We start from the raw sequence: 20486 nt of genomic DNA, 5'->3' as shown, positions 1-20486 counted from the left end.
TTCCTCTACTCCAAGCCCGAGTCCCTCGTCGGCTACCGCAACCTCACCCCCGAACTCCTCGCCCCCGACACCGCCGGCGCCTACGCCCAGAAGCTTGGACACCTCGCGCTGACCCTCGCGGCCTGGAGCGAACCCGCGACCCTCACCCTCACCCCCGAGGCGGACGCCGTCCTCCTCGCCTACCAGCGCGTCACCGAGTCCCGTCTGCGCAAGGACGGCCCCCTCTGGCCCGTCATCAACTGGGCCAGCAAGCGCGACGGCGCGGTCGCCCGTATCGCCGGGCTTCTTCACCTCGCCACCCACCCCGAGGACGCGTGGCACCGGCCCATCGCCGCCGAGACGATGGCCGCCGCGACGCGCCTCGGCGACTACTTCACCGCCCACGCCCTCGACGTGTTCAACGCGATGAAGGCCGACCCCGCCCAGGAAGCCGCCCACACGGTGCTGACCCACCTGAGCGAGACCCGTACCGCGAGCTTCACCAAGCGCGACCTCTTTCGCGCGATGCCCCGCAGCGAGTTCGCCGCAATGGGCGACCTCGACCCCGCCCTGGACCTCCTGGAGGAACACGGCTGGCTCCGACAGCAGCCTCCGCCACCCCGCACCACGCGCGGCGGCCGGCCGCCCTCGCCCCGCTACGAGACCCACCCCCGCGTCACCTCCGCCGCCTGAAAACCCCCGAAACCGCTGACAGAACTGACAGAACCTCCCGACTAGCCCCCTGACCTGCGAAAATAAGGGTTTCCGGAGCTGTGACAAAACCTCCGAAAACTCTGACAGAACTCAAAAAACCTCCCCTGGGGCCCGAGCCGCCCGGTCTGACAGAACCTAGGTTTTCGAGGTTCTGTCAGAGTTTTTTGAGGTTTTGTCACAGCGGCCAAAGTGGCCAAACCCGCAGGTCAGAGGCCATACGGCGAGGTTCTGTCAGTTCTGTCAGCACTTTCCGGGGTTCCCAGCACCCCGGACCGAGCCGAAGGAGACCGATGGCCACCGCCAAGACGCCCCAGCCCGACACCCGCCTCCCCGCCCGGTACCTCACCCCGGAGGACATCGCCGCCCTCTTCGAGGTCCCCCTGGAGACCGTCTACCACTGGCGCAAGCAGCGCACCGGCCCGCCCGGATTCCGCGCGGGTCGCCACGTCCGGTACGACCCCGTCGCCGTCCAGGCGTGGGTCGCCAAGCAGAGCGAGCTCGACGCGGCAGCCTGAATCCTCTCTCCCCGGCCCGTGCCACCCCCGCCCGTGGGGCGGCACGGGCCTTTCCCGTACGCCGAAAGGAACCGCACCCTCCCATGGCCGGCCACGTCCAGGACCGCTGGTACAAGACCGAGATCGACGCCGACGGCAAGGAGCGCCGGGTCAGGACCGACCGTCATGGCCTCGGACTCCGTTACCGGGCCCGCTACATCGGTCCCGACGGCACCGAGAAGTCCAAGAGCTTCCCGGACAAGCAGAAGCGCCTAGCAGACAAGTGGCTGTCCGCCATCGAGGCCGACATGAACCGCGGCCAGTACATCGATCCGTCCGCCGGCCGCATCACGTTCCGGGAGTACGGCGAGAAGTGGCTTGCCTCCCAGACCACGGATCCGACGACGCGCACGACGGTGAACATCCACCTTCGGCTGCACGCGTTTCCGTACCTCGGCACGCGACCGCTGGACTCGTTCCGGCCGGAGCACATCCGGGCCTGGTTGAGCGAGCTCGAACGCGCGCTACCGGTGTCCTCGTACAGGCGGGTCATCTTCGCCAGCGTCTCGGCGGTCCTTTCCAGCGCCGTCGATGACGAGTTGCTGCTCAAGAATCCCTGCAAGGCCGGGACCGTCCGGCAGCCCGCACCGGTGGCGCCACGGGTGAATCCGTGGACCGCTCAGCGCGTTTTCACGGTGCAGCGCGCGCTCCCCGGCCGTTATGGGGCGACGGTCGACGTCGGCGGCGGCTGCGGCCTTCGCCAGGGCGAGATCTTCGGTCTGCCGGACGACCCGCACGAGTTCCGCGGCGAGTGGCTGCGGATCGACAACCAGGTGAAGGTGGTGAACGGTCACCTTGTCTTCGCTCCACCCAAGGGTGGAAAGGAACGTGATGCTCCGTTGTCTCAGCACGTGGGGCAAGCCCTACGAGAGCACCGTGAGAAGTTCCCTCCGGTGGAGGTGACGCTTCCATGGCTGCGGCCTGGCGGGCCTCTCGTCACGAAGCGGCTGGTGTTCTCCCTCCCGGGAGGCGGCGCGGTACGTCGTACCGACTTCAACACCCGGGTCTGGAAGCCCGCTCTCGTCACGGCCGGCGTCATTCCGGAGCCCCGGCCGAACGAGCGGCACGCCGCAGCCCGCGAGCACGGGATGCACGCGCTGAGGCACTTCTACGCTTCGGTGCTGCTGGCGGCCGGGGAGAACATCAAGGCGCTGAGCACGTACCTGGGGCACACCGACCCTGGATTCACGCTCCGGGTCTACACGCACCTGATGCCCAGCAGCCACGAACGGACCCTCAGGGCCGTGGACGATGTCTACGAGGCATTGGGTGCGACCATTCACGGCCCAGAGACGGCCCAGGAGGGGTGAGACGGCTCCGGGCGGTCGGCTGAGGTGCCGACCGCCCGGAGCGCTAGAAGTTCCCGGTTGCGCTCTGACCTGCGGCTACAGCACCGGCAGGTTCTTCCGCAGCTCGAAGGCCGTCACCTCGGAGCGGTACTCCTCCCACTCCTGCTTCTTGTTGCGGAGGAAGAAGTCGAAGACGTGCTCGCCGAGGGTCTCGGCGACCAGTTCGGACTTCTCCATGAGGGCGATGGCCTCGCCGAGGTTCTGCGGGAGGGGCTCGATGCCCATCGCGCGGCGCTCGGAGTCGGAGAGCGCCCAGACGTCGTCGTCGGCGCCGGCGGGGAGCTCGTAGCCCTCCTCGATGCCCTTGAGGCCGGCGGCGAGGAGCACCGCGTAGGTCAGGTAGGGGTTGGCGCCGGAGTCGATGGAGCGGACCTCGACCCGGGAGGAGCCGGTCTTGCCGGGCTTGTACATGGGGACGCGGATGAGGGCGGAGCGGTTGTTGTGGCCCCAGCAGATGTACGAGGGGGCCTCGCCGCCCGAGCCGGCGGTGCGGGAGGAGCCGCCCCAGATGCGCTTGTACGAGTTGACCCACTGGTTCGTGACGGCGGAGATCTCGCCCGCGTGCTTGAGGAGGCCCGCGATGAAGGAGCGGCCCACCTTGGAGAGCTGGTACTCGGCGCCCGACTCGTAGAAGGCGTTCCGGTCGCCCTCGAAGAGGGAGAGGTGGGTGTGCATGCCCGAGCCGGGGTAGTCCGAGAACGGCTTCGGCATGAAGGTCGCCTGCACGCCCTGTTCGAGCGCCACCTGCTTCATGACCAGGCGGAAGGTCATGATGTTGTCGGCGGTGGAGAGCGCGTCGGCGTACCGGAGGTCGATCTCCTGCTGGCCGGGGGCGCCCTCGTGGTGGGAGAACTCGACCGAGATGCCCATCGACTCCAGCATGGTGATCGCCTGGCGGCGGAAGTCCATGCCGACGTTCTGCGGGGTGTGGTCGAAGTAGCCGGAGTTGTCGGCCGGGGTGGGGCGCGAGCCGTCGAGCGGCTTGTCCTTCAGCAGGAAGAACTCGATCTCGGGGTGCGTGTAGAAGGTGAAGCCGAGATCGGACGCCTTGGCGAGGGCCCGCTTGAGGACGAAGCGCGGGTCCGCGAAGGACGGCGAGCCGTCCGGCATGAGGATGTCGCAGAACATCCGGGCGGTGCCGGGGGCCTCGGCCCGCCAGGGCAGGATCTGGAAGGTGCCCGGGTCCGGCTTGGCGATCATGTCGGACTCGTAGACGCGGGCGAAGCCCTCGATCGCGGAGCCGTCGAAGCCGATGCCCTCGTCGAAGGCCTGCTCCAGCTCGGCGGGGGCGACGGCGACCGACTTGAGGAAGCCGAGCACGTCGGTGAACCACAGACGCACGAAGCGGATGTCGCGCTCTTCGAGCGTACGGAGCACAAATTCCTGCTGCTTGTCCATTTCCACACCCATCCTCGCTGGTCAGGCCGCCTGCTCCCACCGCCTCGGGCACATCGGGGGGCACCTGAGCATCCCACCACATGGTTTCGCGCACGTTGCACACCCATACTGCCTGTTCGGGTGTGACACAGGTAACCGAGGACCTGGGGAAGTCCTACCCCGTTCGGCCCACGGAGGCCTCTCTCCCACTACGATCTGCGCCCATGGGAGCCCTACGGCTCGAACGCCCGTACCGGCACGCGCGTCCCATGGCACTGGTGAGTGCCGTGGCGACGCTCCTCGCCGCGCTCTTCGTCTGTCTGGGGAGCGGTCCGTCGGGGCCGGGCGGCCATCCGGGGCACGAGCGGGCCACGGCCCCGGCATCCGTCGGGCCCACCGCCACCCCCGTCCCCGGAACAGGGCCGGCCGCGTACGTCTGCCCGTACGACCGGGGCGACTGCTCCCTCTTCCCGGCCCTCTCCCCCGCGGTGCTCAGCGCCCCGCCCCTCGATCCGCCGCTGCACGCCGAGGACCGGCTGCCGCGCTTCGACGCGCTCGCCGGCGAGGGTGCCGGGCGGGATCCCGGGGTCCGGCCGCGCGCCCCGGACCTGCACGTCCTTCAAGTTCTCCGGACCTAGGCCCGCGCCTTTCCCCGAACGACGACTTCCCCCTTTTTATCTTTCCCAGAAGGACGACATCACCATGGCCGCCAACCGCTCCACCACCGCCGACCGCCGCGCCCGAATAGAGGAGATGCGCCGCGCCGAGCAGGCCCGGGAGCGCCGCAACCGCTTCCTCACCCTCGGCATCTCCGCCGTCGTCGTGCTGAGCCTCGTCGGCTTCGGCACCTTCGTGCTGATGAAGAAGGCCGACGAGGAGGAGGCCAAGGAGGCCGCCGCCAAGGCCCCCATCTCCGGCGAGCAGTCCTGGGACGCGGCGAAGCTGGGCCGCAACCACGTCGAGACCGCCGTCACCTACGACACCAAGCCCCCGGTCGGCGGCGACCACCACCCGGTGTGGCTGAACTGCAACGGCGACGTCTACGACAAGGCCGTCCCCGAGGTGAACGCCGTGCACTCCCTGGAGCACGGCGCCGTGTGGGTGACGTACAACAAGAAGGCCGCCGAGGCCGACGTGAAGGCGCTGAAGGAGAAGGTCTCCGACACCCCGTACACGCTGATGAGCCCGGTCGACGACCAGACCGGCGCGATCATGCTCTCCGCCTGGGGCAAGCAGGTCACCGTGGACAGCGCGAGCGACCCGCGCGTCGACGCCTTCTTCACCAAGTACGTGCAGGGCAAGCAGACGCCGGAGCCCGGTGCGGCCTGCACCGGCGGTGTCGGCGCCGACGGCGTGGGCGGCGCCGGGATGGGCCAGTGAGCGCCCGCCGCACCCGGTACGCGGCGATCACCGCGGTCGCCCTGTCGGTGCTGTTCGCCGCGGGGGCCGTCACGGTCGCCTCGGCGGAGCGCGAGGAGGCGCCGCGGACCCCGGACACCGCCTCGGCGGACGCCGGTTTCGCCCGCGACATGTCGGTCCATCACCAGCAGGCCGTCGAGATGTCCTTCATCGTCCGGGACCGGACGACCGACGACTCGGTGCGCCGGCTCGCGTACGACATCGCCAACACCCAGGCCAACCAGCGCGGCATGATGCTCGGCTGGCTCGACGTGTGGGGCCTGCCGAAGGTCGAGTCGGGCACCGCGCCGATGAGCTGGATGGGCATGCCCGTCACCGGTGACGCCGCCGCGAAGGACGGCGCGCTGATGCCCGGCATGGCGACGAACACGCAGCTCGACGCGTTGCGGAAGGCGTCCGGCAAGGACGCCGAGATCCTCTACCTGCGGCTGATGACCGCCCACCACAAGGGCGGGGTGCACATGGCCCAGGGCTGTGTGCAGAAGTGCTCGGTGGACATCCAGCGGGACCTCGCCCAGGGGATGGTCGACGCCCAGGAGTCGGAGATCGCGCTGATGGCGGACATGCTCCGCAAGCGCGGCGCCACCGCCTGATCCGGACCGGCGCGACCCCGGCCCCCGTGACCCGCTGCGGTCGCGGGGGCCGACGCGTGCCAGGAGAATGAGAGGCGCTCGGGGACGACGTACGTACAACGACGTTCGACGAAAGGTACGCACCCCATGACCACGGCGAAGGACATCATGCACCCGGGAGCCCGGTGGATCCCGGAACACGAGACGCTCGACCGCGCCGCGCAGATGATGCGTGACCTGAACGTGGGGGCGCTTCCCGTCGCCGACGAGAACGAGCGGCTGTGCGGCATCGTCACCGACCGCGACATCGTGGTCCGCTGTGTGGCGATGGGACACGACCCGGCGAAGGTGACCTGCGGAGCGATCGTGCAGGGCACGCCGCGCTGGATCGACGCGGGCGCCGACGTGGGCGCGGTCCTGGAGGAGATGCAGAGCCACCAGATCCGGCGGCTCCCGGTGATCGAGAACAAGCGGCTCGTCGGCATGATCAGCGAGGCCGACCTGGCGCAGCAGCTGTCGGACGAGCAGCTGAAGGCCTTCTGCGCGAGCGTCTACGCCGCTTCCTGAAGCGCCTGGAGGACGACCCGGGCGAGCGTGCCGGGGGCGTCCCGCATGACCAGATGGCCCGAGGGCACGGCCGCCACGTGGCGGGCGCCGAGCCGTCGGGCCAGCGTGCGCTGGCGGTCCTCCCAGCGGGCGGAGCCGTCCGGGGCGGCGAGGACGGTGACGGGGGCGGCGGGCGGCAGGGGGTGCGTGCGGCGCAGGGCGAGGAGTTCGGCGGCGACGGAGCCGTAGGAGGCGTTCTCGCGCAGGGCGCCGCGCCAGACGCGTGAGGCGCGGTAGACGCGGCGGACCCCGGCGGGCGGTGCGGGGTCGGGGCGGACGGCGAGGCGGCGCAGCGCGGGGCCGAGGGCGGCGGGCAGGCCGAGGGCGGTGAGCGCGGTCCCGGCGGCCTCCGCGGCGGCGGCGAGGGCCGGGCCGCCGGGGCGGGGGTGGTCCTCGACGGAGGAGTCGACGAGGACGAGGGCGGCCGTGAGGTGGGGGTGGAGGCGGGCGAAGCCCTCGGCGTGCAGTCCGGCGATCGAGTGGCCGACGACGGTGACGGGCCCGGGCAGCCGCAGGGCGTCGAGGAGGGCGGCGATCCGGTCGGCCTCGCCCGCGAGGGTGGGGGGTGCGGTGCTCTCCTGGGTCAGGCCGTGGCCGGGGCGGTCGAAGCGGACGACGGTGCGGTGCGGGGCGAGCAGCGGGACGACCGGGTCCCAGTCGAACCAGGCGAGGCCGAGGCCGGCGGAGAGCACGCAGACGGGTCCGTGGCCGTCGACGGCGACGTGGTGGGCGAGGCCCCCGAGGCGTACGAAGGTCATGGTCGGGTGTCCTCCCCGATACGGCCGGCTCTGCCCGTGCGAGCGGCCTCCCGGGCCGACGACGCGGCGAGGAGCGCGATCCACACGGCGACGAGCAGCACCTGGAGGCGCTGGGCGGCGCCGAGGGCGGCGTGGCCTCCGCCGGACTCGAAGGAGGCGACGGCGGCGAGGGTCCAGGCGGTGGCGGCGAGGGTGAGGCCGACGACGAACGGCCCGGTGCGGGCCAGGAGCGGCCAGAGGCCGTAGCGGCGGGCGGCGAGGGTGAGGGCCGCCATGGCGACGAGCGCGCCGGTCATGGCGAGTCCGGAGCTGACGGCGTGGGCCGTGTGGGTGGCGGGGACGAGTCCGGCGGCCTCGCGGGCGGCGCAGGCGGGGTCGGCGGTGGCGGCGCAGCTCAGCGGGAGGCGGGAGTCGACGGCGGTGGCGGCGCCGAAGAGGGCGAGGGCGGCCCAGCCGGCGCGGAGCCAGGGGCGGCGGCCGGCGGGCCCGGGGTCGGTGCGGGCCCAGCGGGGGACGCCGGGCGCGGGGTCCTCGGGGGCGCGGGCGGCGCGGAGGCCGAGGACGGAGCCGGCGAGGACGAGGAGGCCGGCGGCGAGGTCGGTGGCGCGGAAGAGGCCGCCGAGCGGCTGGTCGGCGGCGGCGAGCTCGGAGACGTACGTGCGGACCGGGTCGAGATCGGTCCGCACGACGGCTTCGAGGACCCAGGCGGTGTACGCGAGCGCCCCCAGGAGGAGCAGGGCGGCGGACGCGCGCGTGACCTTTCCGGGCATACGGGGTCAGACGTCAGGGAGTGCCGGAAGGTTCCCGGTGTTCGGGGTGGACCCCTTCGGGCGTGCGGAACGCGAGGAGCGCGGCGGGGACGAGGATGCCGAGGACGAGCAGGCCGCCGCCGGCGAGGAGGTGGCGGCAGACTTCTGCGCATGTCGGGGCGAAACGGTTCCGCGGGCAGGGGCGGGGTGCGGTTCCCAGGACATAGCGTCGATTTGACGATTACACTGGGGGGCGTGCATCGACTACGCCTCGCGCTGAATCAGATCGACTCCACCGTCGGGGACATCGCCGGGAACTCCGAGGCGATCGTCCACTGGACCCGGCACGCCGTCGGGCAGGGCGCGCATCTCGTCGCCTTCCCCGAGATGGCGCTGACCGGCTATCCCGTCGAGGACCTGGCCCTGCGGCCGTCCTTCGTCGAGGCCTCCCGCGAAGCGCTGCTCGCGCTCGCCGAGCGGCTCGCCGACGAGGGCTTCGGCGAGGTGCCGGTGGTCGTCGGCTACCTGGACCGCACCGAGCGGGCGGTGCCCCGGCTCGGCCGCCCGGCCGGCTCCCCGGAGAACGCCGCGGCGGTGCTGCACCGCGGCCGGGCCGTGCTCCGCCTCGCCAAGCACCACCTGCCGAACTACGGCGTCTTCGACGAGTTCCGCTACTTCGTGCAGGGCGACACCCTGCCGGTGCTGCGGGTCCGCGGGGTCGACGTGGCGCTCGCGATCTGCGAGGACCTGTGGCAGGAGGGCGGCCGGGTGCCGGCGGCGCGCAGCGCCCGCGCCGGACTGCTGCTCTCGGTGAACGCCTCGCCGTACGAGCGGGACAAGGACGACACCCGGCTCGAACTGGTCCGCAAGCGGGCCCAGGAGGCCGGCTGCACCACCGCCTACCTGGCCTCGACCGGCGGGCAGGACGAGCTGGTCTTCGACGGCGACTCGATCGTGGTGGACGCGGCGGGCGAGGTCATCGCGCGGGCCCCGCAGTTCACCGAGGGCAGTGTGATCCTCGACCTGGACCTGCCGGCCGCCGACCCGGACGCCCCGGCGCCGGGGACGGTGGTGGACGACGGGCTGCGGATCGACCGGGCGGTCCTGGAGGGCCCGGCCGGCGAGCCGCTCCCGCTGACCGAGGCGGAGCTGACGGGCGGTTACGCGCAGCGGCTCGACGACGACGAGGAGGTCTACTCGGCGCTCGTCATCGGACTGCGCGCGTACGTCGCGAAGAACGGTTTCGGCTCGGTGGTGATCGGCCTCTCCGGCGGCATCGACTCGGCGCTGGTCGCCGCGATCGCCTGCGACGCGCTGGGCGCGGACCGGGTGCACGGGGTGTCGATGCCGTCGAAGTACTCCTCCGAGCACTCCAAGGACGACGCGGCCGAACTGGCCCGCCGTACCGGGCTGCACTTCCGCACGGTCCCGATCGGGCCGATGTTCGACGCGTACATGGCCGCCCTCGGACTCACCGGGCTGGCGGAGGAGAACCTCCAGTCCCGGCTGCGCGGCACCACCCTGATGGCGATCTCCAACCAGGAGGGCCACCTCGTCCTCGCCCCGGGCAACAAGTCCGAGCTGGCGGTGGGCTACTCGACCCTCTACGGCGACTCCGTCGGCGCCTACGGGCCCATCAAGGACGTCTACAAGTCGGACGTCTTCCGGCTGGCCCGCTGGCGCAACCGCGCGGCCGAGGAGCGCGGCCAGACCCCGCCGATCCCGGAGAACTCCCTCGTGAAGCCGCCCAGCGCCGAGCTGCGCCCGGGCCAGGTGGACACGGACTCGCTGCCGGACTACGAGGTGCTCGACCGGATCCTCGCCCTGTACGTGGACGGGGACCGGGGCACGGACGCGATCGTGGCGGCGGGCTTCGACGCGGAGCTGGTGGCGCGGACGCTGCGGATGGTGGACGCGGCGGAGTACAAGCGGCGCCAGTACCCGCCGGGCACCAAGATCTCGGCGAAGGGCTTCGGCAAGGACCGGCGGCTGCCGATCACGAACCGCTGGCGGGAGACACCGGCGTCCTGACCGGTTCCCCGGTGGCCAGGGGGCTTCGCGCGACGACGTGCGAGGCCCCCTCCGCCGTCCTCCCCGTACGGTCGAGGAGGCCGGCGAGCACGGCGACGCCGAGACCGACGGCGGCGAGGGCCGCGCCGACCAGGGCCGGGGAGGTCCAGCCCCAGCCGGCGGCGACGGCGGCGCCGCCCGCCCAGGCGCCGCCCGCGTTGGCGAGGTTGAAGGCGGAGTGGTTGGAGGCCGAGGCGAGGGTCGGGGCGTCCTTCGCCTTCTCCATGACCAGCATCTGGAGCGGGGTGGTGGTCATGAAGCCGACGGCGCCGAGCACCACCACGGTGACCAGGGCCAGCCAGGGCACGTGGACGGTGAAGCGGAAGGCGACCAGCGTGACGGCGAGGGCGGCCAGGGAGCCGTACAGGGTGGGGCGCGGGGCGCGGTCGGTGAGCGGTCCGGCGGCGAGCGCGCCGGCGGTCATGCCGATCCCGAAGAGGGCGAGGACGATCGTGACGGTGGACTCGCCGAAGCCCATCACCTCGGTGGTCATGGAGGCCAGGTAGGAGTAGACGGCGAAGACGCCGGCGAAGCCGAGGACGGCGGTCAGCAGGCCGAGCAGCACCTGCGGGCGGCCGAGGGCGCGCAGTTCGCGGCCGAGGCCCTGGCGCTCGTCGACGGGGAGGTCGGGGACGAGCCGGGCGAGGGCGGCGAGCGCGGCCAGGCCGATGGCGGTGACCACGACGAAGGTGGCGCGCCAGCCGAGGTGCTGGCCGAGCAGGGTGGCGGCGGGGACGCCGAGGATGTTGGCGACGGTGAGGCCGAGGAACATGGTGGCGACCGCGCGGGCCTGCCGGTCGGGGCGGACGAGCCGGGCGGCGACGACGGCGCCGACGCCGAAGAAGGCCCCGTGCGGGAGGCCGGCGAGGACGCGGCCGGCGAGCAGCCAGCCGTAGTCGGGGGCCAGGGCGGAGGCGAGGTTGCCGACGGTGAACAGGGCCATCAGCAGGAGCAGCATCCGCTTGCGCGGGAGGCGGGAGCCGAGGGCGGTGAGCAGCGGGGCGCCGACGACGACGCCGAGGGCGTAGGCGGAGACGAGGTGGCCCGCGGTGGGGACGGTGGTGCCGAGGTCGCCGGCGACGTTGGGCAGCAGGCCCATCATCACGAACTCGGTGGTGCCGATGCCGAAAGCGGAGATGGCCAGGGCTATCAGGGCCACGGGCATGGGTGGGAGACCCTTTCCGGATCCAGGGGTTTGTTTTCTTCCAAAACAAATTGTCGCAGATCCCGGAAGGTCCGCCGTACGCCCGGATCCCGGCGGCTCAGAAGGCGATGCGGGCCGCGAGGGGGAGGTGGTCGCTGTCGGTCTCCGGCAGGGCCCAGGAGGAGACCGGCTCGACGCCCCGGACCAGGATCTGGTCGATGCGGGCCATCGGGAAGGAGGCCGGCCAGGAGAAGCCGAAGCCGTCGCCGGCCGCGCCCTGGGTGGAGCGCAGCTGGGAGGTGACGGCGTTGAGGGCGCGGTCGTTCATGGTGCCGTTGAGGTCGCCGAGGAGGACGACGCGCGGGGCGCGGTCCTTGGCGATGGCCTCGCCGAGGGCGTTGGCGCTGGTGTCGCGCTGGTTGGCGGTGAAGCCGGCGTTCAGCTTGACCCGTACGGACGGCAGGTGGGCGACGTACACCCGCAGCTCGCCCTGGGGGGCGACGACGGTGGCCTGCATGGCGCGGGTCCAGCCCATGTGGATGTCGACCGGGCGGGGGTCGCGCAGCGGCAGCCGGCTCCACAGGCCGACGGTCCCCTGGACGGAGTGGTACGGGTACTTCTCCGCCAGCTCCCTCTCGTAGACCGGCACCACGTCGGCCTTGAGCTCCTCCAGGGCCAGCACGTCGGCGTCGGAGCCGGCGAGCCGGCGGGCGGTCCCGGCCGGGTCGGGGTTGTCGGCGTTGACGTTGTGGGTGGCGACGGTGAGGTCGCCGCCGGAGGCCGACTTGTCGGCGACGAGGCCGCCGAAGAGGTTGAGCCAGACGACCACGGGGAGCAGCAGGGCGAGCAGCGCGGTGGCGGAGCGGCGGAGCAGGGCGAGGAGGAGCAGGACCGGCACGAAGAGGCCGAGCCAGGGCAGGAAGGTCTCGGTGAGGCTGCCGAGGTTGCCGACGCGGTTGGGGATCCGGGCGTGGAAGGCCATCAGGAGCGTCAGGACGAGGGCGCAGAGCGCCAGCACGATGCCGCGGCGCCAGATGCCCGGGTCGCGCCGGAGGCGGCCGAGGGCGGAGCGGAACCGGTCGCGGGACCCGGAAGGGGTACCTCCCGTTCCGCCGTGCTCCGTCCCCGTCGTGTCCACCCGCGCCATCGCTGCCCTCGCTCGTCTTGCCGTGCCGTCCGTGCCGTCCGTGCTCCGGGACCCGGGCTCGACCCTAGGCGATACGTGGCCCCGCGCACTCCCCCAAGGACGGACGCGGCGTGTGGCGGGGTTCCGGCCGGAGGCCGGTTCGGGCGGGCTGTGACAGAACGCGCACATTCGTGCGGGTCGGGCGGGGTCAGTCCCTCGGCCGGACCCCGTCGAGGATGGCGTCCGCGACGCGCGCGGGGAAGTCGGGCGAGAGGTCGGCGTCCGGCTGGAGGACGGTACGGAGCAGGAGCGGCCCGATGAACAGGTCGTTGACCAGGTCCAGGTCGAGGTCGGCGCGCACCTCGCCGGTGGCGACGCCCCGCCGGAGGACCTCGATGCCGCGACGGCGGCGGGGCTCGATGGCGGTGCGGTGGTACTGGTCCCAGAGCCGCGGGTGGGTCTGCATCTGCGTGAACATGTTCCGCAGCAGCGCGGACGACCGCTTGGCGAGCCCGCGCCGGCGCATGAACTCCAGCATCATCACGAGGTCGTCGCGCACCGAGACGCCCGGGAGCTCGGGGTCGGGCGGCTCGACGGACCGGATCAGCTCGACCAGCAGGTCCTCCTTGCCGGCCCAGCGGCGGTAGATCGTCGCCTTCCCGACCCCCGCGGTCCGCGCGATCCGCTCGATGGAGATGTCCCCCAGCGGCACCCCGCCCTCCAGGAGCCCGATCACGGCGTCGAAGATCGCCCGCTCCACGGCCTCGCTGCGGGGCCGCCCGCGGCGGGGGCCGCCCTCGCCGCACGGCTCCCGGTCCGGGTCCGGGTCCTCGGTGGATCGGGGCTCGCGCTCCGGCGCGTCGGCGTCCGCGTGGGGCTCGGGCGCGGGCGCGCGGTCCGTGCGGGGCTCGCGCTCCGGCGCGTCGCCGCCCGGAGCTCCGGGGTTCTCGCCGTCCGCCAGGGACACGCGCGCCGCCTCTCGTCGTGGGGAATCTGCCGTCTCCCATTCTCGCCCGGTGGGGACGGGGGCCCGGACCGGCCGGGGCCGGGGCGCCCGGTTCAGCGGTGGGCCGGTTCCGCCGGTTCCGGGGCGCCCCGGGTCGGGGCACCCGGGGGCGGGGTGCGGCCGGGCAGGAAGGCGGCGACGACCAGCGTGCCGACGACGGCCGTCGCCGCCGAGGCGAAGGCGGTGATGTGCATGGCGTCGAGGAAGGCCTGGTGGGCGGGGGCCGTCAGGGCGTCGGCGTGGAGCTTCTCCGCGACCGCGAGGGTGGCCTCCAGGGACTCGCCCGCGGTGGTGCGCACCGCAGGGGGCAGGACGTCGAGGTGGGGTTCGATCTCGCTCCGGTAGACCGAGGAGAGGACCGAGCCCAGGACCGCCACGCCGAGCGCGCCGCCGACCTGCCGGAAGGTGTTGTTGATCGCGGAGCCCGAGCCCGCCTTCTCGCGCGGCAGCGACTGCATGATCGCGACGGTGACCGGCGGCATGATGTGCGCCATGCCCGCGCCCTGCACCAGGAAGACCAGGGCCATCACCCACACCGGGGTGTCCGCGTCGAAGAAGGCGAAGGCGCCGAGGCCGAGGGCGACGGCGGCCATGCCGCAGGCGCAGACCGCCCGCGCGCCGAAGCGCGCGACGGCGAGCCGGGCGCGGGGCGCGAAGACCATCTGCGCGAGGGCGAGCGGCAGCAGCAGGAGCCCGGAGTCGAGCGCGCTGTAGCCGCGGACGCTCTGGAGGTAGAAGGCGGAGAAGAAGGTCACGCCCATGAGGGCGAAGAAGACCAGGGCGATCGCGGCGACGGCGGCCGAGAAGACCGGCTTGCGGAAGTACGACACGTCGAGCGCCGGGTGGTCGCTGCGCTTCTCGTACAGGACGAAGGCGGTGAGGACGGCGAGGCCGGTGAGGACCGGGACGAGGACCCCCGGCTCGGTGAACGACGCCCGCTCGCCGCCGCGGATGATCCCGTACACGAGGAGGACGAGGCCGAGGACGGAGAGGAGGACGCCCACGAGGTCGATCCGGCCGGGCGCCGGGTCCCTGGACTCGGGGACCAGCCAGGCCATGAGGGCCAGGGCCACGAGCACCACCGGCACGTTGACGAGGAAGATCGAGCCCCACCAGAAGTGCTCCAGGAGGACGCCGCCGGTGATCGGCCCGATCGCGATGGCGAGGCCGACGCCGCCGGCCCAGATGCCGATCGCCTTGGGCTGCTCGTCGCGCTCGAAGACGTTCATGAGGACGGCGAGGGTGGCCGGCATGACGAAGGCCGCGCCGAGGCCCATCACGGCCCGGTGGGCGATCAGCTCGCCCGGCGAGCCGGAGAAGGCGGCGAGGGCGGAGCCGAGGCCGAAGACGGCGAGGCCGGAGAGGAGGGACTTCTTGCGGCCGAACCGGTCCCCGAGGAGGCCGGAGGCGAAGAGGAGGCCGGCGAAGACGAGCGTGTAGGAGTTGATCGCCCACTCCAGCTCGCTCTGGGTGGCGCCGAGCCCGACCGGGTCCGGAGAGGCGATCGTCTTGACCGCCACGTTCAGGATCGAGTTGTCGAGGACGACGATCAGCAGGCTGAGCATGAGCACGCCGAGGATGGCCCAGCGGCGGCGGTGGACGGCCTCGGGCACGGAGACGGGGGGCCGGGAGGGCGGCGAGGAGGGGGACGGCTCTGGCATGGACACCACTGTAGACCTTTTTCGATACGGGCCCGTCTCGTATCGGAAATCAGTCCGGTGTGAACAGCACCACTCCGGCCCACTTCCCCGCCCACCCGGCGAAGTGCCACCATGGATGTGGTCCGGGGACGCCGTCAGGGCGCCTCGAGATGACACAAGGAGCCGTTCACCATGACGCTTCAGGCTGCCCAGAAACCGCCCGCCGACAGCACCAGGACGCTGTACGGAGGCAAGGGCTCGCGCCGTCTCACCGTCCACGACATCGCCGCCGCCAAGACCCGCGGCGAGAAGTGGCCCATGCTCACCGCCTACGACGCCATGACCGCCTCCGTCTTCGACGAGGCCGGCATCCCGGTGATCCTCGTCGGCGACTCCATGGGCAACTGCCACCTCGGCTACGACACCACCGTGCCCGTCACGATGGACGAGATGGCCCTGCTCTCCGCCGCCGTCGTCCGGGGCACCAAGCGCGCCCTCGTCGTCGGCGACCTGCCCTTCGGCTCGTACCAGGAAGGGCCCGTCCAGGCCCTGCGCAGCGCCACCCGGCTGGTCAAGGACGCGGGCGTCCAGGCCGTGAAGCTGGAGGGCGGCGAGCGTTCGCTGCCGCAGACCGAGATGCTGGTCCAGGCCGGCATCCCCGTCATGTCGCACCTGGGCCTCACCCCGCAGTCCGTGAACACCATGGGCTACCGGGTCCAGGGCCGCTCCGACGAGGGCGCGCACCGGCTGCTGCGCGACGCCAAGGCCGCCCAGGACGCGGGCGCCTTCGCGCTCGTCCTGGAGCTGGTCCCGGCCGAGCTGGCCGGCGAGATCACCCGCTCGCTCGACATCCCGGTCATCGGCATCGGCGCGGGCCCCGACACCGACGCCCAGGTCCTCGTCTGGACCGACATGGCCGGGCTCACCGGCGGCAAGGTGCCGCGCTTCAGCAAGCAGTACGCCAACCTCCGCGAGACGCTCGGCGACGCCGCCCGCGCCTTCGCCGAGGACGTGGCCGGCGGGTCCTTCCCCGCCGAGGAGCACACCTTCCACTAGGCCACCTCCGGCACCACCGACAGCCCGCCGACTTCCCCCATCGGCGGGCTGTCGTCCGTCTGTAGGCCGTTTGTCGGAAGACTGTCAGCGGCCCCCTGTTCCATGGGGGCATGACGCGATCACAGACCAACGCCGTCGAGGTCCGGGGCCTCGTGAAGCACTTCGGCGAGACGAAGGCCCTGGACGGGGTCGACCTGGACGTCCGCGAGGGCACCGTCCTCGGCGTCCTCGGGCCCAACGGCGCCGGGAAGACCACCCTCGTCCGCTGCCTCTCCACCCTCCTCGTCCCGGACGCCGGGACCGCCACCGTCGCCGGCTACGACGTGGTGCGCCAGCCCCGGCAGCTGCGCCGCACCATCGGCCTCACCGGCCAGTACGCCTCCGTCGACGAGAAGCTCTCCGGCTTCGAGAACCTGTACATGATCGGGCGGCTGCTCGACCTGTCCCGCGCGGACGCCCGCCGCCGCGCCGACGAGATGCTGGAGCGCTTCTCCCTCACCGAGGCCGCCAAGCGCCCGGCGATGAACTACTCCGGCGGCATGCGGCGCCGCCTCGACCTCGCCGCCTCCATGATCGGGCAGCCGGCCGTGCTCTACCTGGACGAGCCGACCACCGGCCTCGACCCCCGCACCCGCAACGAGGTGTGGGACGAGGTCAAGCGGATGGTCTCCGAGGGCGTCACCGTCCTCCTCACCACCCAGTACATGGAGGAGGCCGAGCAGCTCGCGAGCGAGCTGACCGTCATCGACCGGGGCAAGGTCATCGCCCAGGGCGAGGTCGACGAGCTGAAGGCGAAGGTCGGCGGCCGCACCCTGAAGGTCCGCCCGGTCGACCCGGACCGGCTGCCCGCGATGGCGGCCGCGCTCCGCGAGACCGGTCTCGACGGCGTCGCCGGCGCGACCGTGGTGCCCGACGAGGGCGCGCTGTACGTCCCGATCCTCACCGACCAGCAGCTGACGGCCGTGGTCGCGCTGCTCGGCGCGCGCGGCTTCGGCATCGCCCACATCGGCACCCATCTGCCCAGCCTGGACGAGGTGTTCCTGGCCATCACCGGCCAGAAGACCGCCGTCTCCGACGAGATCACCGAGGAGGTCGCCGCGTGAGCACGACCACGGTCACCAAGTCCCCCGTCGGCGCCCCGGACCGGGCGCCGGCCCGTCCGGTCCGCACCGACGCCGAGGGCCGCATCGGCCTGCGGGCCAACCTCCGCCACATCGGCGCGCTGGCCCGGCGCAACGCCCTCCAGATCAAGCAGGACCCGGAGTCGATGTTCGACGCCGTGTTCATGCCGATCATCTTCATCCTGCTCTTCGTGTACGTCTTCGGCGGCGCGATCTCCGGCAAGGGCAACAACGACGTCTACGTGAACTACGTGACGCCCGGCCTGATGGCGATGATGGGCATGAACATCGCCATGGGCGTCGGCGTGGGCATCAACGACGACTTCAAGAAGGGGGTGATGGACCGCTTCCGGACGATGCCGATCGCCCGCTCCTCGGTCCTCATCGCCAAGATCGTCGTCGAGCTCGGCCGGATGATGATCGCCACCGCGATCCTCCTCGGCATGGGCTTCCTGCTGGGCCTGTCGATCCACACCTCGGTGCTCCACCTGCTGGCCGCCATCGGCCTGTCGGCGGTCTTCGGCGCCTCCCTGATGTGGATCTTCATCCTGCTCGGTCTGAGCCTGAAGTCCGCGCAGGCGGTCCAGGGCATGGCGATGCTGGTCCTGATGCCGCTCCAGTTCGGCTCCTCGATCTTCGCCCCGACGACGACGATGCCCGGCTGGCTGGAGACCTTCACGGACTACAACCCGCTCTCCAACCTCGCCGACGCGGCCCGGAACCTCATCAACGGCGGCCCGGTCGCCCACTCGGTGTGGATGACGCTGGGCTGGGCGCTGGCCATCACCGTCGTCACGGCGCCGCTCGCGGTCTCCAAGTTCCGCAAGAAGACCTGAGCCGGCGCCCCCGGTGACGGGGGCTCAGGACTCGGCGCGCTCACTGATCGCGTCGGCGGCGCGACCGAGCAGGGCGGCGGCCTCCTCAGCGGAGAGGCCGCCGCCCTCGGCGTGCGCGGCCTCGAAGGCCTCCGCGCCGAGCGCCGCGCGGGCCAGCTCCGTCGCCCGCGCCAGGTTCTCCCGCTCCAGGCCGGGCTCCCGGTGCCCGTCGGGCACCAGGGCGTCCCGCGCGCCGAGGAGCAGGGCCGCCGTCCGGGCCCCCTCGCCCCCGAGTCCGGCGAGCGCCCAGGCCCCGACCACGAGATGGACCCCGGGCATCTGCGGCACCACCATCAGCGACAGCGGGCCCAGGGACCGCTCGTACGCGGAGGCGATCCGCGCGAGCGCGTCGGCGTACCGCTCCTCCAGGACGTCGATCCAGGCCAGGCTGCCGAGCGTGAAGCCCTCGAAGACGGAGAGGGTCTCGCTGCTGAACTCCTCCAGGAGAGTGGTCAGATGCTCCCTGGCCTCGGCGGTCCTGCCCGTCCTGCCCAGCGCGAGGGCGAGGAAGAGCCGCGCGCCGAGCTGCGGCTCGTGGCCCGTGGCGTGGTCGTCCAGGATCTTCCGCAGGATCTCCTCGCCCTCCTCGACGCGGCCCGACTCGATGAGGGTGTCGGCGTACCGGGCCCGCAGCAGCTCCTGCTGCGAGGGGGCGCCGATCTTCTGCGCGTAGCCGATGGCGGCGGAGAAGTCCCGGGCGGCCGCGTCGTAGGCGAGCTGCCGCTCGTGGGCCTCGCCGCGGGCGGAGAGCGCCTCGGCCGCGCCCCAGGCGTCCCCGAGCCGCTCGAAGAGGGCCAGGCTCTCGTCGGCGTCCGCGATCGCGAGGTCGGCCCACGCGCCCCGGTTGGCCCGCATGTTGGCGCGCAGGTGCAGGACGTGGGCGAGCTCCCAGTCGTACCCGTACCGGCGGCACGCCTCCACGGTGGCGTCCAGGAGGTCGTGCAGCCGCTCGGCCTCGCCCATGATGAGGACGGCGAAGACGCCGAAGGAGCCGGGGAGCCGGCAGGTCTGCGGCAGCCCGGGCCGGTAGACGGCGGTGATCTCGCCGAGCCGGGCCCGGCCCTCGGGGCTCGTCCAGCGGGCGGTCTCGTGGTCCATGTTGATCAGCTCGACGAGCCGCACCCCGCGCCTGGCCTCCCAGCGCTGTTCCTCCGACAGCGGGGGCGGGGCGGCCGTGCACGGCTCGTGGAGCGGGACGAGCGGCGCGGCGGGCGGGGAGAACGGGTCGGGGCCGAGGGCGGCGACGGCCCGGACCGACTGGAGGGCGTCGGAGCGCAGATCGCGCAGCTGCCAGTACCAGAGCAGGGCGTGGACGAGGACCAGGGCCTCGTCCTCGTCGCGGGCGGCGACGGCCCGGGCGAGCGCGGTGCGGACGTTGCCGTACTCGGCGTCCAGCCGGACCATCGCGGCGAGCTGGCCCGACCCGCGCAGCCCGGGGTCGGTGGTGCGGGCGAGCTCGCGGTAGTACGTGAGGTGGGCCCGTTCGACGGCCGCCCGCTCGCCCGCCTCGTCCAGCCGCTCCCCCGCGTACTCCGCCACCGTCTCCAGGAGCCGGAACCGCATCCCGGACCCCTCCGGCGCCGACACCACCAGCGACTTGTCGACCAGCGCGCCCAGCGCACCGAGGACCTCCGTCCCCTCCGCGCCCGCGCAGACCGCCTCCGCCGCCTCCAGCTCGCACCCGCCGGTGAAGACGGCGAGGCGCCGCAGCACCGCCCGCTCCGGCTCGTCGAGCAGCTCCCACGACCAGTCCACCACCGCCCGCAGGGTCTGCTGGCGCGGCAGCACCGTCCGCGCGCCCGAGGTCAGCAGCCGGAAGCGGTCGTCGAGCCGGTCCGCGATCTGCCGGGGCGACAGCAGCCGCAGCCGCGCCGCCGCCAGCTCGATCGCCAGCGGCAGTCCGTCGAGCCGCCGCACGATCTCCCCCGCCGCCTCCGGGTCCCCGGCCACGTCGAAACCGGGCCGCGCCGCCGCGCCCCGCTCGGCGAGCAGGCGCAGCGCCGTCTCCTCCGGCAGCGGACCGAGCGGCCGCAGCCGCTCCCCCGGCACGCCCAGCGGCTCCCGGCTGGTCGCGAGGACCCGTACGTGGGGGCAGCGCGCCAGGACCGTCTCGGCGAGCCGGGCCGCCGCGTCCACCAGGTGCTCGCAGTTGTCCAGGAGCAGCAGCATCCGCCGCCCGGCGCAGTGCTCCACGAGGCGGTGCAGGGGGTCGCCGCCGGTGCGGAGCTCCTCGGCGCCGGCGCCGCGCAGCACGGTCTCGCGGGCGCCGAGGGCGGCGAGGACGGCCTCGGGGACGGCCTCCGGGTCGCGGACCGGGGCGAGTTCGGCGACCCAGACGCCGTCGGGCCAGGCGCCGGCGGCCCGCTCGGCC

19 protein-coding genes are annotated in these 20486 nt (G+C 72.8%); 11 read left to right on the top strand and 8 right to left on the bottom strand.

Going from position 1 to position 20486, the window contains the following annotated elements; genetic code table 11:
- The 3 genes from AB0E19_RS36525 to AB0E19_RS36515 form a co-directional block, all read left to right on the top strand.
- The coding region (locus tag AB0E19_RS36525; RefSeq protein WP_362188830.1) for a DUF3987 domain-containing protein at positions 1-672 on the top strand (672 nt) is incomplete at its 5' end.
- Between the two features lie 311 nt (positions 673-983).
- A complete protein-coding gene (locus tag AB0E19_RS36520) occupies positions 984-1208 on the top strand; it encodes a helix-turn-helix domain-containing protein (RefSeq protein ID WP_362188827.1) in 225 nt (74 codons plus the stop codon).
- 83 nt (positions 1209-1291) lie between these two features.
- Positions 1292-2557, top strand: coding sequence for a site-specific integrase (locus AB0E19_RS36515; protein ID WP_362188824.1), 1266 nt, complete (start codon positions 1292-1294; stop codon positions 2555-2557).
- A gap of 75 nt (positions 2558-2632) precedes the next feature.
- Here the strand turns inward: AB0E19_RS36515 and AB0E19_RS36510 are convergent, their stop codons facing one another.
- Positions 2633-3994 carry a glutamine synthetase family protein gene (locus tag AB0E19_RS36510; RefSeq protein ID WP_030755173.1) on the bottom strand — a complete coding sequence of 454 codons (1362 nt, stop codon included), beginning with the start codon at positions 3992-3994 and terminating at the stop codon, positions 2633-2635.
- Between the two features lie 203 nt (positions 3995-4197).
- Between AB0E19_RS36510 and AB0E19_RS36505 the strand changes: the two genes are divergently transcribed.
- The 4 genes from AB0E19_RS36505 (at position 4198) to AB0E19_RS36490 (ending at position 6531) form a co-directional block, all read left to right on the top strand.
- On the top strand, positions 4198-4611 hold the full coding sequence (locus AB0E19_RS36505; protein WP_362188820.1) for a hypothetical protein: 414 nt from the start codon (positions 4198-4200) through the stop codon (positions 4609-4611).
- A 64-nt stretch (positions 4612-4675) separates the two neighbouring features.
- Complete coding sequence (locus tag AB0E19_RS36500) at positions 4676-5353, top strand: DUF3105 domain-containing protein (RefSeq protein ID WP_362188817.1); 678 nt, start codon at positions 4676-4678, stop codon at positions 5351-5353.
- Positions 5350-5985 carry a DUF305 domain-containing protein gene (locus AB0E19_RS36495; RefSeq protein WP_362188814.1) on the top strand — a complete coding sequence of 212 codons (636 nt, stop codon included), beginning with the start codon at positions 5350-5352 and terminating at the stop codon, positions 5983-5985. The genes AB0E19_RS36500 and AB0E19_RS36495 overlap by 4 nt, the downstream gene beginning before the upstream one ends.
- Positions 5986-6111: 126 nt before the next feature.
- Entirely contained in the window at positions 6112-6531 is a 420-nt protein-coding gene (locus tag AB0E19_RS36490; RefSeq protein ID WP_362188811.1) for a CBS domain-containing protein, read from the top strand.
- Here the strand turns inward: AB0E19_RS36490 and AB0E19_RS36485 are convergent.
- Both AB0E19_RS36485 and AB0E19_RS36480 read right to left on the bottom strand, forming a co-directional pair.
- On the bottom strand, positions 6516-7328 hold the full coding sequence (locus tag AB0E19_RS36485; RefSeq protein WP_362188808.1) for an alpha/beta fold hydrolase: 813 nt from the start codon (positions 7326-7328) through the stop codon (positions 6516-6518). The two genes, AB0E19_RS36490 and AB0E19_RS36485, sit on opposite strands and share 16 nt — an antisense overlap.
- Positions 7325-8098, bottom strand: coding sequence for a DUF998 domain-containing protein (locus AB0E19_RS36480; RefSeq protein WP_362188805.1), 774 nt, complete (start codon positions 8096-8098; stop codon positions 7325-7327). The genes AB0E19_RS36485 and AB0E19_RS36480 overlap by 4 nt, the downstream gene beginning before the upstream one ends.
- A gap of 234 nt (positions 8099-8332) precedes the next feature.
- Between AB0E19_RS36480 and AB0E19_RS36475 the strand changes: the two genes are divergently transcribed.
- Complete coding sequence (locus tag AB0E19_RS36475; protein WP_362188802.1) at positions 8333-10108, top strand: NAD+ synthase; 1776 nt, start codon at positions 8333-8335, stop codon at positions 10106-10108.
- Here AB0E19_RS36475 and AB0E19_RS36470 read toward each other — a convergent pair.
- The 4 genes from AB0E19_RS36470 to AB0E19_RS36455 form a co-directional block, all read right to left on the bottom strand.
- Entirely contained in the window at positions 10074-11312 is a 1239-nt protein-coding gene (locus tag AB0E19_RS36470; RefSeq protein WP_362188799.1) for an MFS transporter, read from the bottom strand. The genes AB0E19_RS36475 and AB0E19_RS36470 overlap by 35 nt on opposite strands.
- A 97-nt stretch (positions 11313-11409) precedes the next feature.
- Positions 11410-12438: an endonuclease/exonuclease/phosphatase family protein gene (locus AB0E19_RS36465; RefSeq protein WP_362188796.1), complete on the bottom strand. Its 1029-nt coding sequence runs from the start codon at positions 12436-12438 to the stop codon at positions 11410-11412.
- 187 nt (positions 12439-12625) lie between these two features.
- A complete protein-coding gene (locus AB0E19_RS36460; protein WP_362188833.1) occupies positions 12626-13177 on the bottom strand; it encodes a TetR/AcrR family transcriptional regulator in 552 nt (183 codons plus the stop codon).
- Positions 13178-13476: 299 nt separating this feature from the next.
- Positions 13477-15084 carry an MFS transporter gene (locus AB0E19_RS36455; protein ID WP_362188793.1) on the bottom strand — a complete coding sequence of 536 codons (1608 nt, stop codon included), beginning with the start codon at positions 15082-15084 and terminating at the stop codon, positions 13477-13479.
- Positions 15085-15255: 171 nt separating this feature from the next.
- Here AB0E19_RS36455 and panB point away from each other — a divergent pair, with 171 nt between their 5' ends.
- From panB to AB0E19_RS36440, 3 genes are all read left to right on the top strand, one after another.
- Complete coding sequence (panB, locus tag AB0E19_RS36450) at positions 15256-16119, top strand: 3-methyl-2-oxobutanoate hydroxymethyltransferase (protein WP_362188790.1); 864 nt, start codon at positions 15256-15258, stop codon at positions 16117-16119.
- 110 nt (positions 16120-16229) lie between these two features.
- Entirely contained in the window at positions 16230-17222 is a 993-nt protein-coding gene (locus AB0E19_RS36445) for an ATP-binding cassette domain-containing protein (RefSeq protein WP_362188787.1), read from the top strand.
- Complete coding sequence (locus AB0E19_RS36440; RefSeq protein WP_360600102.1) at positions 17219-18076, top strand: ABC transporter permease; 858 nt, start codon at positions 17219-17221, stop codon at positions 18074-18076. The genes AB0E19_RS36445 and AB0E19_RS36440 overlap by 4 nt, the downstream gene beginning before the upstream one ends.
- A gap of 24 nt (positions 18077-18100) precedes the next feature.
- Here AB0E19_RS36440 and AB0E19_RS36435 read toward each other — a convergent pair.
- Positions 18101-20486: AfsR family transcriptional regulator (locus AB0E19_RS36435; protein ID WP_362188782.1), on the bottom strand; the 2386-nt coding region annotated here is incomplete at its 5' end.

Origin of the sequence: Streptomyces sp. NPDC047974 (assembly GCF_040653375.1) — a bacterium.
Lineage (GTDB): Bacteria > Actinomycetota > Actinomycetes > Streptomycetales > Streptomycetaceae > Streptomyces.
Note: the sequence above shows the minus strand (reverse complement) of the source record. Positions and strands in the feature narration are given on the sequence as shown.